This window comes from Leptolyngbya sp. AN10, from assembly GCF_050565645.1.
Taxonomy (GTDB): Bacteria; Cyanobacteriota; Cyanobacteriia; order Leptolyngbyales; family Leptolyngbyaceae; genus Leptolyngbya.
Genome location: NZ_JBNXVP010000019.1, coordinates 1 through 14,899, shown reverse-complemented (window position 1 = coordinate 14,899; position 14,899 = coordinate 1). Strand labels below are relative to the sequence as shown.

Below are 14,899 nucleotides of genomic sequence, written 5' to 3'. Positions count from 1 at the left end.
TGGTCATGAGCGAGCTTTCTATCCGTCCAGCATTAGTGACGAGTGTTTTATCAGGGTCGATCGCAGAAGAAATTGGCTTTGAAAAAGGCGATCGCGTTGTGTCGATCAACGGGGAAAAGCCTCGTGATTTGATCGATTACCAATTTTTGTGTGCGGATGAAGTTCTAGAACTCGAAGTGATTGACAAGAAAGGGAAGACGCATCACATCGAAATTGAAAAGGATTACGACGAGGATTTAGGTTTAGAGTTTGACAGCGCTTTGTTTGATGGATTGATTCAGTGTACAAATCGCTGTCCATTTTGCTTTATTGACCAACAGCCACCCGGAAAGCGCGATAGTCTTTACTTCAAGGATGATGACTATCGGTTGAGCTTTCTTTACGGAAGTTATCTCACGTTAACGAACCTGACAGCGCGGGAATGGAATCGGATCGAGCAAATGCGGCTCTCTCCGCTGTATGTTTCGGTTCATGCAACTGAAGCGGATGTGCGATCGCGATTGTTAAAAAATCCCCGCGCAGGGCAAATTCTCGATCAGATGCGCTGGTTCCAAGAGCGACAGCTACAGATTCACGCTCAGGTCGTTCTCTGTCCAGGAATTAATGACGGGGAGCATTTGACCCGAACGATCGAAGATCTCGCCCAGTTTCACACAGGAGATATTCCGACTGTTGCCTCGATCGCGGTTGTTCCAGTTGGATTAACAAGGTTTCGTCCAACTGAAGATGAATTAATTCCAGTTTCACCCGAAAAAGCGCGAGAAGTGATTACGCAAGTTCAAGCACTTCAAAACAAGTTTCGGAAAGAACGCGGATCAACGATCGTTTGGTTAGCTGATGAATGGTTCTTGATTGCGGGCGAAGATCTGCCACCTGAATCGCACTACGGAGACTATCCACAAATTGGTAATGGAGTCGGATCGATTCGATTGTTCTTAAAAGAATTTAGTAAAGCGGCAAAACGACTGCCGAAAGCAGTAACTCCGGATCGCAACTATGTTTGGATTTTGGGTAATGCGGTTGAAAAAGCCTTTACGCCATTGCTCGATCGATTTAATCAAGTCGAAGGTTTAACCGTTCGCATGGTCGCGCTCAACAGTGACTATTGGGGGCAAAGTATTACAGTGACCGGATTGCTGACTGGACAAGATATTTTGAATACGTTACAAGGACAAGATTTAGGTGATGGAGTTCTGTTGCCTTCGGTGATGCTGAAACAAGGTGAAGCAGTGTTTTTAGACGATATGCGAGTCGAAGATCTTGAGCAGAAATTAAACACTCAAATTTTCATTGTTGAAGGAGTAGAAGGTTTGATCAGGAAATTTAATGAATAACGTAAACAAGTTTAAAGAAGTGTGGCGCAAGGCATGAGTTTACTGGAATAATCAATCTGTCGGATGATTCGACAGCCACCCAAAGAAACTTGTCGATCGCAACTAGGAGAGAACATTTTGGATTCGCGCACTTCACAAACGATTCTACAATCCTCGCAAACTACTTCGGCTCCTCAAGAAGACTTCAGCGAGTACGTGGCTCACCTGCAATTGCACATGGCACTTCAGGCGCGTAATTTAGTTCCAAATCTAACGAATACGCCTGACAGTCGCGAACAATTGCTGCACCAAACGCAGGCGCAGTTTGAAAAGTTCGCTTCTCGGATGTTTTTATAAAGTTTCCGTTGATAAACGCTTCACGTTAGGTCAGGGTTTTATCGCCCTGATTTTTTTTGCGATCTTGACATTAGGAATGTGAATTTAATAACTCCGTTTGCTTGGCGAATCGAATTCGCAGCTACACAGACAAAACCCGCCGTTGCGGGTTAAGAAACTGGCTGTTAGTCCGCGTTCGGCGGACTTCGTTTGTCTAGCCGCGAATTCTATTCGCTAGGGCAAAAGTTCGGGTTTATTTAATCCGCGATCCTTAGTTCACCCCACTGAATGACGCGCAAGGGGGATTCCAGCACCAAGGAAATCATGCGATAACAAAATAGTCTATTGCGCTTCCCATCATGCTCGCTCTGGAACTCACACTCGAAACGATCGAAGCCCAACTGCTGTTTGAAGGAATTTATCGTTATTACGGATACGACTTTCGCAACTATGCACCCTCTTCGCGGGGTCGTCGGGTTCAAAATTTCATGCAGTCAGAAGGGATTCACACCATTTCCGAACTGCAAAATCGGGTATTGCACGATCGACAATGTTTAGATCGATTTCTCCTGAGCTTAACGGTCAACGTCACGACGATGTTTCGTGATCCTAGCTTCTATCTCACCTTCAGAAATCTTGTCGTTCCAATTCTGAAAACCTATCCGTTTATTCGGATTTGGCACGCTGGCTGTTCGACCGGAGAAGAAGTCTATTCAATGGCAATCTTACTGCAAGAAGAAGGAATCTATCACCGCTGCCGATTATACGCTACAGATACGAATGAAAAAGTTTTGCAATCGGCAAGAAAAGGAATTTTTCCACTTTCATCAATGCAGGAATACACGCATCAATATCTTAAAGCAGGCGGAAAAAAATCATTTTCAGAATACTATACTGCCGCTTATGAGAATGCAATTTTTCGATCGTCGTTACGCGAAAACATTGTTTTCTCACAGCATAATCTAGTCACAGATGGATCATTTAATGAATTCAATGTGATTATCTGTCGGAACGTTTTGATTTACTTCGATCGTACACTTCAAAATCGAGTCCATGACCTGTTCTATCAAAGCCTTTGTCCATTTGGAATCTTGGCACTGGGACGACAGGAAACACTACGATTTACAACAAAAAGCGATCGATACGAAGAACTCTCAAGATCCGAAAAACTCTATCGGAGGTTGAGTTAGTGGCGTTTGAGATCGTCGTTGTGGGTACATCTCTGGGGGGATTGTCCGCCTTACGAATTATGTTACAAGCATTACCAGGAGACTTCCGAGCCGGGATTGCAGTTGTGCAACATCGCGATCGCAACTCCGGAGAAGCCCTCAGTCGAATGCTACAACAGGAGAGCCGCTTGCCAATTCTGGATGTCGAAGATAAACAACCGATTCGCCCCGGATGCGTGTATCTAGCTCCCGCTGACTACCATCTTTTGGTAGAACGTGGACAGTTCTCGCTCTCGATTGATCCTCCAGTTTCCTTTGCCAAACCCTCGATCGATGTTCTCTTCGAGTCCGCCGCAGAGTCCTATCGAGCCAACACGATAGGAATTGTCCTGACCGGAGCAAACCACGATGGAGCAGCAGGATTGGCGAAAATTAAAGCAAGAGGAGGCTACACGATCGTGCAAGATCCACGAACGGCTGAATGTCCCTCAATGCCTGAAGCCGCGATCGCGAAAAGTGTTGTCGATCGCGTTTTACCTTTAGAACAAATTCCACCGCTACTCGTCAAGTTATGTTCCCTGTGTTAGCTCAGTCTTTTTAACGTTTTAGGATCGCGCCTCATGCCGTTGAACACTCCTGTTAACATTTTGCTCGTTGATGACCAACCCGAAAATCTGCTGGCATTAGAAGCGGTTTTGGGAAAGCTCGGCGAGAATCTAGTTCAGGCATCCTCTGGGGAAGAAGCATTACGCTGTCTGCTGAATCGAGACTTTGCGGTGATTCTGCTTGATGTTCAAATGCCGGGAATGGATGGATTTGAAACAGCAAGTCTGATTCGTAGCCGAGCGCGATCGCAACATACCCCGATTATTTTTCTCACTGCGTTCGATGCCAGCGATCAAGGAATTTTTCGAGGCTATTCACTCGGTGCAGTCGATTATTTAATCAAGCCGATTAATTCAGACATTCTCGTTTCTAAAGTTTCGGTGTTCGTGGATCTGTTCAAGAAAACCGCAGAAGTGAAACAACAGGCGGCACAGTTAACCGCGATTAACGCAGAACTACGGCAGAGCGAAGAACGATTTCGATCGCTCTCTGCCTCGTCCCCGTCTGGAATCTTTGTGATTGATCCCAGCGGACACTGCACCTATACCAATCCTAGATTTCAGTTGATTTGTGGCATTGTGCCTGATTTGATTTCCGATCGTAGTTGGCAACAATGTGTCCATCCTGACGATCGCGATCGTGCTCATTCTCAATGGAAAACGTATCTCGAACACGGCGGCGAATTTTCCGAAGAATTGCGATTTCTCACTAGAGACGACAGTACTCGCTGGGTGCATGTGCGATCGTGTCCGATGCTGGCACAAACCGGGGAACCGATGGGACATGTAGGTACGATCGAGGACATCACCGAGCGCAAAGAAGCCGAAGCCACTCGTGCCCAAGTGATGCGCGAACAGCTTGCCCGACAAGAAGCCGAAGCTGCGAATCGAATGAAAGATGAATTTCTGGCAGTTCTCTCGCACGAATTGAGAACGCCTTTGAATTCGATGTTGGGCTGGGTGCGACTGTTGCGAACCAAGCACTATGAGAAAAGCATGGTCGATCGAGCACTTGAAACGATCGAGCGAAATGCCGAAACTCAATCGCAATTAATCGAAGATATTCTTGATGTCTCGAAAATTATTCGGGGTAAGTTGCGCTTGAACTATCGATCGATCCAACCGATCGCCGTAATTCAAGCTGCGATCGATGCGGTTCGTCCCCAACTTGAAGCCAAATCGATTCGATTGATCACTTATTTTGATCCCGGTGTCAGTCACGTCTGGGGAGATTCAACGCGACTTCAGCAGATTGTCTGGAATTTGCTTACGAATGCAGTGAAGTTCACTCCGGAGTCTGGAGAGGTCAAGATTCAACTCCAAGCCGAAGATACGAAAACGGTAAAAATCTCAGTGAAAGATACGGGGATCGGGATCGAGCCAGAATTTTTGCCGCATGTGTTCGATCGATTCCGACAAGCGGATAGTACAACAACGCGATCGCACAATGGGTTAGGACTCGGTTTAGCGATCGTGCGGCATTTGGTTGAACTGCATGGGGGATCGATCGAGGCAACGAGTCCGGGGGTTGGGAAGGGTGCGACGTTTACGGTTCGTTTTCCTGTGTTGCAGGCGAATGAACTGCATGAGAAATTGCGTGGAACTGGAAAGCCAATTTCTGCGGATGTGGGACGGATGGAGCAAAAAATTTGGTAGGGATGCGAAGTGGAAGTTGCCAAAAATTTTGGGTAGATGAGGGTTTGTCGCTGCGATTCAGTCCGCCCGGCGCTAAACCGTCCGGGCTAATAGGAGAAAGGAGGCTGAAGCCCCCTAAGAACGCAGCTTCAGCCCTCTTCAGAGGGGTTCCCTCAATTAGCCCGGACGGTTTAGCGCCGGGCGGGATACCGGGTGAACGAACACACCAAAATTCACAACCCTGATTAAGCATTTTGCTCAACTTTCAAAGATGCCTGGATCTCAGTGATTTCCTAGTCCGATCGACAATTATCCACTAGGCAAAATTGCACCTGCCAAATTCGCCCCTCGCAAATTCGCACCCGACAAATTCGCTCCGCTAAGATTCGCTTTTCCCAAATTTGCCCAGGACAAATCGGCTCCTGCCAAATCCGCTCCAGTAAAATCAACCCCAAACAAATACGCCCCGCTGAAATGCGCGAACTTCAGATTGGCTTTATGGAAGCTCGATCGATAAAAATGCGTCTGGCTCAATTCCGCCTCAACTAGATTCGCATCGCTCAAATTCGCCTCGGCTAAATTCGCCTGAATCAAAATTGCATTGCTGAGATCCGATCGACGTAAATCCGCACGAGTCAGATCCGATCGCTTAAATTTCGCTCCCCGCAACTCTGTCCCAATCAAATTTGCGCCAATCAAATCAGCATCGCTGAAATTCGCCCCTTTCAGGTCTGCGCCGATGAAATTCGCATCGTTCAAATTCGATTTACGAAAATCTGCACCCACTAAATTCGCATCGATAAACTGTGCTCCTTGAAGTTGAGCGTGCATGAATTCCGTTCTGTGTAGCATCGCTTTATTGAACTTCGCCAAGCTTAAATCTGACTCGTTCAGAACCGCCCAACAAAGACTCGATCGACAAAAATTCGCTTTCTGTAAGTTAGCTCCCCGCAGTTCTAATTCATCCAAATCCGCATCGCTGAGATCCGGTTCGATCGTGGGATAGCGCGATCGCCAATTCGACCATACGATCGATCCCTGGTGCAGAGTCATCAAATGCGCCATCACAGCCACGATCGATCACTCCTTACGATCGCTATAGTGTTCGCGTCCCGGCAGATTTTCCATCGTCTCGATCACTGCCTTCGATGCGGCAATAATATCGCGCTCTTCTCCGCCCAGATACAACCGTCCAAAACTCCCGATCGCACTAATTTGCAGAATGTTAATTAATGCCGCTTTCTCGGCTTCATTGGCGGCTAAGGCTGCATACGCGGCGGGTTCCACTTCAAATACGTAGAGGGTTTGACCCGACAAAATCATATTTCCGCGCCGAGTTCGATTAATCAGTTGCGTGTGATGAGCATCGATATTCCGAATAATCTGGCTCGAAATCACACGCGGACGTAGACAATCCTGTTTTCGCACATCTAACGCGGCTAAAATTGCCCGTCCTGCGGCATTCACTTCTCCTTGATTGCTGGCGTGAATTTCCAGGACTCCGTACAATCGTTCGACCATTTGCACAGCCGGACGCACCACAGCCGCCTTTAGTGCGATATCCATGATGCGATTGATCTCAATGCCGGGGGTAATTTCAATCCATAGCGACGCATCTCCAGGAAGCGGCAGAAATCCAAGTGCCTCAGTTCCAAGATACGCAGCGTGTTGCGGCTGTAAGCGATCGATATAAACGTAACTGCGAAGATCGATGCCCAAGAGTAAACGATTGTAAATTGCTTCCCTAGTATACGGTTTGCCGAGTGCGATCGTATCGTTCAATTGACGCAATCGATTTTTGGTTTAATCAAAGGGAATCATCCTACCTTTCGGATGATGACAAATTAGACTCAGAACTTCAAATTTTAAGGAGTTAAAACCTTCGCCCGATGATGAATTCTACGTCTCCCATCCTTTCGGTTTGTGTTGCGACTCGAAATCGACCCGATGATCTCATTCGCTGTCTCAATTCGCTGACCTTGCTGGAGCAAATTGAGTTTGAGATTCTGGTGATTGATGATGCGTCAGAAGTGCCGATCGCGGATCGAGTGCTTCAGGAAGTCGATCGTTCACTCGTCGATCGCATTCAGGTCTTTCGGCATGAGAAAAATAAGGGCGTTCCTGCAACCCGAAATGAATTAGCTAAACTTGCGAAAGCTCCTTATATGCTGATTCTGGATGATGATGCTCAACTTCTAAGTGCGGACAGCGTTTACGCAGGTCTGGATGTGCTGAAAACTAGCTCTGATGTGGGAGCCGTGGCACTGTCTCAGAGCGACGAAACTGGAAAGTTGTTACCTGGGCAACCTACGCCAGCGGAATATCGGTGCTACACTGCAACTTTTATTGGATATGGGCATCTATTACGGCGCGAATTGTTTGTTGAACTGGGTGGTTATCGAGAGATGTTTGCGGCGTACTATGAAGAGCCAGAATTTTGCAAACGAATGCTCGATCGAGGATTTTATGTGGTCTATTTGCCAGATGCGCGAGTCATTCATTATCAATCTCCGATCGGTCGAAACAATCTAGTTGCTCTTAAAAATGGTTGCCGAAATAAATGTTTTGCTGCGATTTACAATGAGCCACTGCCAATGATGGTTTTGAGCATTCCAATGAGAGTTTTACTCTATACCTATAAACATTGGGCGTACTGTCGCAAACACAAGATCGAGAGTGAGTTTGGAGCGGATTGGATCATTCGAGAAATTCAGCAGAACTTTCCAACTTTGTGGCGCGATCGACGAGCCTTAAAGTGGAGTACTTATTACAAGTGGCATAAGATCAAACAAGCACCCGCTTACCAACTTGCAGAGTAGTTTCTTCACCTGGTGCAATTTATGAAGCTTTTAATCGTGAATCATTCTTGTACGGTTTCTGTTGCTCAACAGTTTTATGCAGAAATTGAGCGACAGACTGGATGGGAAATCACGATCGTGGTTCCTGAAAATTGGAAAGATGAGTATGGCATTCAGCGCGAAGTGAAACGCTGGAAAGATTTTCGTGGGCAACTCATTAGTATTCCAGTTTGGCAATCTGGAAGTATTCCACTGCATAGTTATCGATCGCTGTTTGTCAATCTCTTGCGCGAGTTCAATCCTGACTTTATCTATCTGCATCAAGAACCGTATGCGTTAGTCACTTTGCAAGTGTATCTCGCGAACTATTTCACAATTCGGAAACCAATTAGCTTTTTCACTTGGCAAAATATCTTTAAGCGTTATCCGATTCCTTTTCGACAGATGGAACGCTGGATTTTGGATCACACTGATGTGATGTTTCCAGGATCTTATAGTGCTGAAGCTGTGATGCGAGAAAAAGGTTACACCGGGCGCAGTGTGTTGATGCCGTCAGGAATTGATCCAACGATTTACTATCCCCGATCGAACAATTTAAAGCCCGAATTAGGCGCAAAAGATCACGAAGTTCTGATCGGATATGTCGGGCGTGTTGTTGAACAAAAAGGACTCAAAACCTTGCTCACTGCTTTGAATGAAATTCGCGAATTACCTTGGCGATTGGTAATGGTTGGAACTGGCGAATTTGATGCGGAATTTGACTTGATCGCGCGAGAGTTGAATTTAAGCGATCGGATTGAGAAGCTCGGTTTTGTTCCCTTCACAGACACTCCGAACTATCTTTCTGCGTTTGATGTTTTAGTGTTGCCGTCAGAAACTCGCGCCAATTGGAAAGAACAATTCGGACGAGTGATCATCGAAGCAATGGCGTGTGGAACTCCGGTGATTGGTTCAGATTCCGGTGAAATTCCGCATTTAATCAATGGCACAGAAGGCGGATTGGTTTTTCCTGAAGGAGACGCGATCGCGCTTTCTCAACGATTGAGCGAATTGATTCAAAATGCAGAACTGCGATCGAACTATGCCGAAACTGGAAAACAATCGGTTTTGAGCAATTACACAAATTCATTATTAGCTCAACGATTTGCCGAAACTGTTAAGAACACCGTAGAGTTTGATCCGCGATCGCAGCGTTCAGGAGTACAATCGTTTCCGACTTCTTAAAGAGATGCGCTATGTCTGTACGATCGAGCATTCCGGATCAACGGTGGTATATTCATCCTCAACAGCCCGATCGTGCGATTCAACTTGCCACAGACACTCATCGATCGCCGCTTCTAACACAGATTTTGATCAATCGCGGCTTTGACTCACTCGAATCGATCCAAGAATTTCTCGATCCCGATCGCCAAGAGCTTCCTTCACCACTCGAAGATTTCCCCGATCTCGCACTCAGTTTAGAACTCTTGATCAATGCGATCAATGATAAAACTCGAATCGCAATTTGTGGTGATTACGATGCGGATGGAATGACGAGTACTGCACTATTGCTCAGAGCCTTACGCTACTTGGGCGCAAGAGTAGATTATGCAATTCCCAGTCGAATGAGTGAAGGCTATGGAATCAATCGCCGCATCATCGAAGAGTTTCACGAGGAAGGCGTTGGGCTAATTCTCACCGTGGATAATGGCATCGCAGCCCATGATCCGATCGCACGAGCCAGAGAACTCGGTTTAACTGTGATCATCACGGATCACCATGATTTACCTCCCACGCTTCCAAATGCCAATGCGATTCTCAATCCGAAGTTAATCGCAGAATCCTCTCCTTATCGTGGAATGGCTGGAGTCGGTGTTGCGTATGTTCTAGCGGTCTATTTAGCTCAGAGTTTTGGACAAACGAGAGACTTACAAAAATCTTTGTTAGAGCTATTCACATTAGGCACGATCGCTGATTTAGCTCCCCTCACCGGAGTCAATCGCCGCTGGGTTAAACGCGGCTTACATCTCCTGCCAAAATCCAAAATGGCAGGCATTCAAGCTCTGATTCAAATTGCAGGTTTGAGCAATGAGAAAAATCTGAAACCAGAAGCGATCGGCTTTCGATTGGGTCCGAGAATTAATGCGATCGGGCGTTTGGGTGATCCTCAAGTTGTGATCGAACTACTCGTGACTGATGATGATGGAGTCGCATTAGAATGTGCGATGAAATGCGAACAGGTCAATAAACAACGCCAACAATTGTGTGAACAGATCGAGAAAGAAGCGATCGAAGCTTACGAAAACAGTCCGCTTGATGCAAAAGACGATCGTGTTTTATTGCTTGTCCAAAAAGGTTGGCATCATGGCGTAATCGGGATTGTTGCTTCTCGATTAGTTGAACGTTACGGAGTTCCAGTCTTTATCGGGACTTACGAAGATGAGAATCACATTCGCGGTTCTGCTCGGAGCATTCCAGAATTTAATGTGTTTGAAGCTTTAGAGTTTTGCAAAGATCTGATGCTGAAAGCTGGAGGACACAAAGCAGCAGGCGGATTTTCATTTGAAGCCGATCGATTAGATGAAATTCGATCGAGACTCAGAACCTTTGCACATAAATTACTAAAACCTGAACACTTGAAGCCTCTAGTGACGATCGATGCTCAAGCCGATCTTTCCCAACTCGATTTAGCGCTTCATGCTCAACTCGATGCCCTTCATCCTTGCGGCATGGACAACCCTGATCCAGTCTTTTGGACACCGAATGTTTGCATCGATGAGCAACGACGAATCGGCAAAGGGCACATCAAATTTGTATTGCGATCGGGAAATCAGAAAATTAATGCGATCGCGTGGCGCTGGGGCGAATATTTCCCGCTTCCCAGCAATTTAGATATTGCGTATCGGTTGAAATCGAATGAATGGAACAACGAAGTTTCTGTTCAGCTTGAAGTGATTGGGGTTCGGATGCCGCAAGCTCAGAAGACGGAATTTCTGTTTAGCGATCGACCCTATAGCTGTACATTGCTTGAACAACGTGGAATTCAAGAACTGAGAATCCAGAATACGAAAGGTGAAACTTTAGTGATTCAGAAAGGGCAGAGAATTGGAACGCTTGGAAAACTAAATCAAGCAATGCAAGAAATCGATGTTTCGCAAGCTCCGTATTATGACTTGGTAAAAGCTGCCGTGAATGCTTTACAAGTCTAAGAGGGTGTTTGAGAAGTATAGAAAGCGGCTGCGCTGCGAGTCCGCCCGGAAATAAATCTCCGGGCTAATGGAGGAAACCCCGCTGAAGCGGGCTAAGAGAGCAATACGGAGTTCTTAGCCCAGTTGAGTGGGCTTCCCCTGATTAGCCCGGAGATTCATTTCCGGGCGGGTGAATGCGATAAACGATTAGGAGATTTCTACGAAAGAGCTTACCGCTTGAAAGACTGCCCTTCGGCTTCGCTCAGGGCGCGATCTCTAGCTGACTGAGCGAAGCCGAAGACAGCGGGTAATTTGTTTTCGATAAATCTCCTTACTTCTCAAACACCCTCTAATCTGCGAAACTACAGATTTCGTTCACATTTGCCTAAAGAGGGACGCGCTACCCTAGAAATACGCCTCGTCTATTCCAGTTCCTATCGCGGGATTGAGGTATTCGCTTCGTGCCTTGTTTTAATTTTAAGGGACAAATTTGTGACCCAATTCGATCGCGAACTTCCTATGGCATCAGAACAGCAAGTTAGACAATATCTCGCCTACTGGTTTCAACTCGGTAAGCGGTTGATGACGCACAATGGCAGACAAGCGATCAAGCCAAGTTCGATCATCGCAGGCGATCGCTACAGTGACGAATTTGAAGCCTGCTGGAGTTTGGTGCGCTCTCCAGAATCCGGTGATTGCTATATCGAAGGTACAACCCAAACGATCCAAGAACTCCTGTCGCCCGAATGGGAAATTAGCCCTTGTGCGCGATGTGCGATGCCCGTTCCCACTCGATTGTTGGGAATGCCGCCGAATGAGTGCCCTTGTGCAGATCTGTCGTTTTGGCCCGATTCCGAAGCGCCACAACCCCGATCGCCCGTCAGCACTCCGAATTCGCTTCAGAAGATTCGCGATCGACTTTCTCGATCGAGCCAATAACTCAAAATTCGTGCCACGTTCAAAATTCGTGGGTATTCTTCATAGAAGAGTCATTCCCGTTTTGATTTCTTCATGAAAGCGCCCTCAATTTCAGAATCCGCCACTCCAAGTCCCCCGCGTTGGTTGCAGCCCATTTTGATGCTGGCTCCAGCGGGACTTTGGTTATTACTGCTGCTGATTGTCCCGACGCTGATCATTTTCCAACTCAGCCTCGTTCCAAACATCAGACCCGGCGATATCGTCAATCCATCCGGACTCGATAACTATTGGCGAATTTTTCAGCCTGAAAGTTTTCCGGTGATTCTACGATCGCTCTTTTTCGCAGGCGGATCGATGCTCTCATGCTTGCTTCTAGGATTTCCAGTTGCATATTGGATCGCATTATCTTCTCCAAAACGCTGGCGTAATTTATTGCTCATCGGATTCACGTTGCCGCTGTGGACTTCAACATTGTTACGATCGTATGCCTGGATTAGTATTTTACGCAGAACAGGCGTTCTCAATAGTATTCTTACCAGCGTTGGTTTACCTGCTCTCGATTTATTAAATCAACCGATTGCAGTATTAATCGGAATGACTTACAGCCTATTACCTTATATGGTCTTGATTCTGTATGCGTCCTTGGAAAAGCTCGATCGACAATTGCTAGAAGCCGCCTCAGATCTAGGAGCAACACCGACCCAAGCGTTTTGGAAAGTCACGGTTCCTCAATGCTTACCAGGAATTACCGCAGCTTGTTTGTTAGTCTTTATCACCGGATTAGGCGACTTTATTAATCCAGAATTGCTCGGTGGAACTTCGAGCCGAACCGCAGCACGATTAGTTTACGATCAGTTTCTCGGCGCAACACAGAATTGGGGATACGGCTCTGCGCTAAGTATGATCTTAATTTTGGTGGTCAGTATTGCGATCGCGCTTCTCATCAAATACGGAGATAAAAATGCAAAGTCAATCTAAACTGAACGCTTCAGCTTTTTTTACTGCGTTGATGTTTGGCTTTATGTATTTGCCGATCGCAGTTCTAACGTTCTACAGTTTCAACGAAGCTCCAAACAGCGCTCAATGGAAAGGCTTTACTTTCTCTTGGTACGTCAGATTTTTTCAAGACAGCCGAATTTTATCCGCGCTCTGGGATAGTTTACTCGTTGCCAGTTTAGCGACCGGAATTGCTGCGGTGATTGGAACGCTGATGGCGATCGGGCTTGCAAGATACCAATTCTTTGGTAGGAAACTCTTCCAAGGTGCAGCATATTTGCCTTTGATTATTCCAGATATTGCGATCGCGGTTGCAACTCTCGTGTTTCTCGCAGTGATCGCCGTTCCATTAAGTTTAGGAACCATTGTTGCGGCTCACGTTGTATTTTGTTTAGCGTATGTTGCTCTAGTCGTTTCTACGAGACTAACCAATCTTGATCCGCATTTAGAAGAAGCTGCTCTAGATTTAGGCGCAACACCGTTTCAATCATTAACGTTCGTATTGCTGCCACAGTTAGCACCTGCGATCGTTTCGGGATGTCTTTTAGCATTCATTCTTAGCATGGACGATTTCTTGATTTCCAGTTTCACAGCAGGCGGCGGAGTGACCACTTTACCTATGGAAATCTTTAGCCGCATTCGTACCAGCGTCAGACCGGATATGAATGCGCTGAGTGTTGTATTAATGATTGCATCTGCTGGAATTGCTCTGATTGCCGAAATGATTCGCTATCGTAGCGAGAAGCGGCGGTTTCAATAAACCTTAAAGCAATCCTTCTAACTGACGACGAATTCGATCGAGATCCCGATTCGACATTTCCGATTCTTCCTCCTCCGGCTTCTCTTCCAGTTTCTCCTCCGGATTCCAGTCAGTTTCTTCAATATTTTTGTCTGGTGGAGCCAGCAGCAATCGCTCAAATTCGTTCTGAGGCATAAAATTTTCTGGAATTAGATAAGCCTCGTAGCCAGCATCTCGGCAAAATTCTTCAATTTCTTCCTGCTCAATCTTTTCCACACTTGGAACCGCAAAATCCTGAGCTTCCAACATTAAAGCGTACCGAGTGGCATCGTCTTCTTGAGCAAACATCAACACGAGATTCTGATCGCCCACACTAATCGTATGGATACCTGGATTATCAGTGTCGGCGTTGAAAAGTAAGACGAATACTTGCATAGATCTAGAGAAATCGATGGGCTAGATCCCAGGGTACTTCAAATGGGTTCGATTGCTGCTTTTCTGTTAAGTTATTGTTTTCTTGGAAGCTGCTGATTCATTTGTTCGATCGCTTTATACAAGGGAGATTGATACGAGACAAAACTGCGATCGCGATCGATATTATTTAGCGCTCGTGTAAAGCTCGATCGTGCCGTTTCGTAGTCTTTTCTCTCTGCCGCTGCACATCCCGTTCTAATCTCGTTTCTAATCTTAAACTTGTCGTCGGATGAGCCTGAATCGATGCCAACGGTGAAACACATTCGTGGAACTACAGGTTGATTAATCCGATCAATGCCCGTCCAGATTAATGCAATTGAAATGGCGATCGCAATCACTCCAAGCCCCATTTGCGCCACTTCCCAAGCTAGGGTTCGCTCTGAAACTTGTCCCTGCATTTGATTGCCTAATTTCTGCACTTCCCACCAAGCGTCTCTCGCAAAGATGAGGGAGCAACCAAAAGCCAAGACTAATAAACCGATTAACAGAAGTACCATGAGTGAGAAATGGCGCGATGCTCTTATTTTGGCATTCGGTTTGGCGCTATTTGGAAACTTTCTGGTTCATCTGCTCGATCGCCTGAGACAGTTGCTCGGAATCCAAGCTGCGGTAAAAAGAATAGCTAGTGCAAGAAAGCGGAAATAATTCTTCAGTTCTGGGGGCAGGCTTTAACTTTCCAGTAGCGTGAGAAGGTTAATTCCAATTGATCCTGTCATGCCAACCCCAAAAGCCAGTGTGATTGTACTTAG

16 protein-coding genes are annotated in these 14,899 nt (G+C 46.3%); 12 read left to right on the top strand and 4 right to left on the bottom strand.

The genetic code is table 11. The features are described 5' to 3' along the window. Positions 1–5: 5 nt before the first annotated feature. The 5 genes from ACQ4M5_RS24400 to ACQ4M5_RS24380 all read left to right on the top strand — a co-directional run bounded on the left by ACQ4M5_RS24400 (position 6) and on the right by ACQ4M5_RS24380 (position 5,079). Positions 6–1,334 carry a TIGR03279 family radical SAM protein gene (locus tag ACQ4M5_RS24400; RefSeq protein ID WP_430678296.1) on the top strand — a complete coding sequence of 443 codons (1,329 nt, stop codon included), beginning with the start codon at positions 6–8 and terminating at the stop codon, positions 1,332–1,334. A gap of 63 nt (positions 1,335–1,397) precedes the next feature. Then, entirely contained in the window at positions 1,398–1,670 is a 273-nt protein-coding gene (locus ACQ4M5_RS24395) for a hypothetical protein (protein ID WP_430678295.1), read from the top strand. Between the two features lie 338 nt (positions 1,671–2,008). Then, on the top strand, positions 2,009–2,839 hold the full coding sequence (locus tag ACQ4M5_RS24390) for a CheR family methyltransferase (RefSeq protein ID WP_430678294.1): 831 nt from the start codon (positions 2,009–2,011) through the stop codon (positions 2,837–2,839). Continuing rightward, on the top strand, positions 2,839–3,405 hold the full coding sequence (locus ACQ4M5_RS24385; RefSeq protein WP_430678293.1) for a chemotaxis protein CheB: 567 nt from the start codon (positions 2,839–2,841) through the stop codon (positions 3,403–3,405). The genes ACQ4M5_RS24390 and ACQ4M5_RS24385 overlap by 1 nt, the downstream gene beginning before the upstream one ends. A 33-nt stretch (positions 3,406–3,438) precedes the next feature. Beyond that, entirely contained in the window at positions 3,439–5,079 is a 1,641-nt protein-coding gene (locus ACQ4M5_RS24380) for a hybrid sensor histidine kinase/response regulator (RefSeq protein ID WP_430678292.1), read from the top strand. Positions 5,080–5,367: 288 nt separating this feature from the next. Here ACQ4M5_RS24380 and ACQ4M5_RS24375 read toward each other — a convergent pair whose 3' ends face one another. Together ACQ4M5_RS24375 and ACQ4M5_RS24370 are read right to left on the bottom strand one after the other, a co-directional pair. Further along, entirely contained in the window at positions 5,368–6,123 is a 756-nt protein-coding gene (locus tag ACQ4M5_RS24375; protein WP_430678441.1) for a pentapeptide repeat-containing protein, read from the bottom strand. A 15-nt stretch (positions 6,124–6,138) separates the two neighbouring features. After that, positions 6,139–6,849: a hypothetical protein gene (locus ACQ4M5_RS24370; protein WP_430678291.1), complete on the bottom strand. Its 711-nt coding sequence runs from the start codon at positions 6,847–6,849 to the stop codon at positions 6,139–6,141. A gap of 98 nt (positions 6,850–6,947) precedes the next feature. Here ACQ4M5_RS24370 and ACQ4M5_RS24365 point away from each other — a divergent pair, with 98 nt between their 5' ends. The 6 genes from ACQ4M5_RS24365 to ACQ4M5_RS24340 all read left to right on the top strand — a co-directional run bounded on the left by ACQ4M5_RS24365 (position 6,948) and on the right by ACQ4M5_RS24340 (position 13,697). Continuing rightward, positions 6,948–7,877, top strand: a complete 930-nt coding sequence (locus ACQ4M5_RS24365; protein WP_430678290.1) for a glycosyltransferase family 2 protein — start codon at positions 6,948–6,950, stop codon at positions 7,875–7,877. Between the two features lie 21 nt (positions 7,878–7,898). Further along, a complete protein-coding gene (locus ACQ4M5_RS24360; protein WP_430678289.1) occupies positions 7,899–9,080 on the top strand; it encodes a glycosyltransferase in 1,182 nt (393 codons plus the stop codon). A gap of 11 nt (positions 9,081–9,091) precedes the next feature. Next, positions 9,092–11,044, top strand: a complete 1,953-nt coding sequence (gene recJ / locus ACQ4M5_RS24355) for a single-stranded-DNA-specific exonuclease RecJ (RefSeq protein ID WP_430678288.1) — start codon at positions 9,092–9,094, stop codon at positions 11,042–11,044. A 471-nt stretch (positions 11,045–11,515) separates the two neighbouring features. Further along, complete coding sequence (locus ACQ4M5_RS24350) at positions 11,516–11,962, top strand: hypothetical protein (RefSeq protein WP_430678287.1); 447 nt, start codon at positions 11,516–11,518, stop codon at positions 11,960–11,962. Positions 11,963–12,034: 72 nt separating this feature from the next. Beyond that, complete coding sequence (locus ACQ4M5_RS24345; RefSeq protein ID WP_430678286.1) at positions 12,035–12,919, top strand: ABC transporter permease; 885 nt, start codon at positions 12,035–12,037, stop codon at positions 12,917–12,919. Next, entirely contained in the window at positions 12,903–13,697 is a 795-nt protein-coding gene (locus ACQ4M5_RS24340; protein ID WP_430678285.1) for an ABC transporter permease, read from the top strand. The genes ACQ4M5_RS24345 and ACQ4M5_RS24340 overlap by 17 nt, the downstream gene beginning before the upstream one ends. A gap of 3 nt (positions 13,698–13,700) precedes the next feature. Here ACQ4M5_RS24340 and ACQ4M5_RS24335 read toward each other — a convergent pair whose 3' ends face one another. Together ACQ4M5_RS24335 and ACQ4M5_RS24330 are read right to left on the bottom strand one after the other, a co-directional pair. Next, complete coding sequence (locus tag ACQ4M5_RS24335; RefSeq protein WP_430678284.1) at positions 13,701–14,111, bottom strand: DUF3110 domain-containing protein; 411 nt, start codon at positions 14,109–14,111, stop codon at positions 13,701–13,703. Between the two features lie 71 nt (positions 14,112–14,182). Continuing rightward, positions 14,183–14,647, bottom strand: coding sequence for a hypothetical protein (locus ACQ4M5_RS24330; RefSeq protein ID WP_430678283.1), 465 nt, complete (start codon positions 14,645–14,647; stop codon positions 14,183–14,185). On the opposite strand from ACQ4M5_RS24330, the gene ACQ4M5_RS24325 reads away from it, so the two are divergent. Continuing rightward, positions 14,646–14,795, top strand: coding sequence for a hypothetical protein (locus tag ACQ4M5_RS24325; RefSeq protein WP_430678282.1), 150 nt, complete (start codon positions 14,646–14,648; stop codon positions 14,793–14,795). The two genes, ACQ4M5_RS24330 and ACQ4M5_RS24325, sit on opposite strands and share 2 nt — an antisense overlap. The last annotated feature ends 104 nt before the right edge of the window (positions 14,796–14,899 follow it).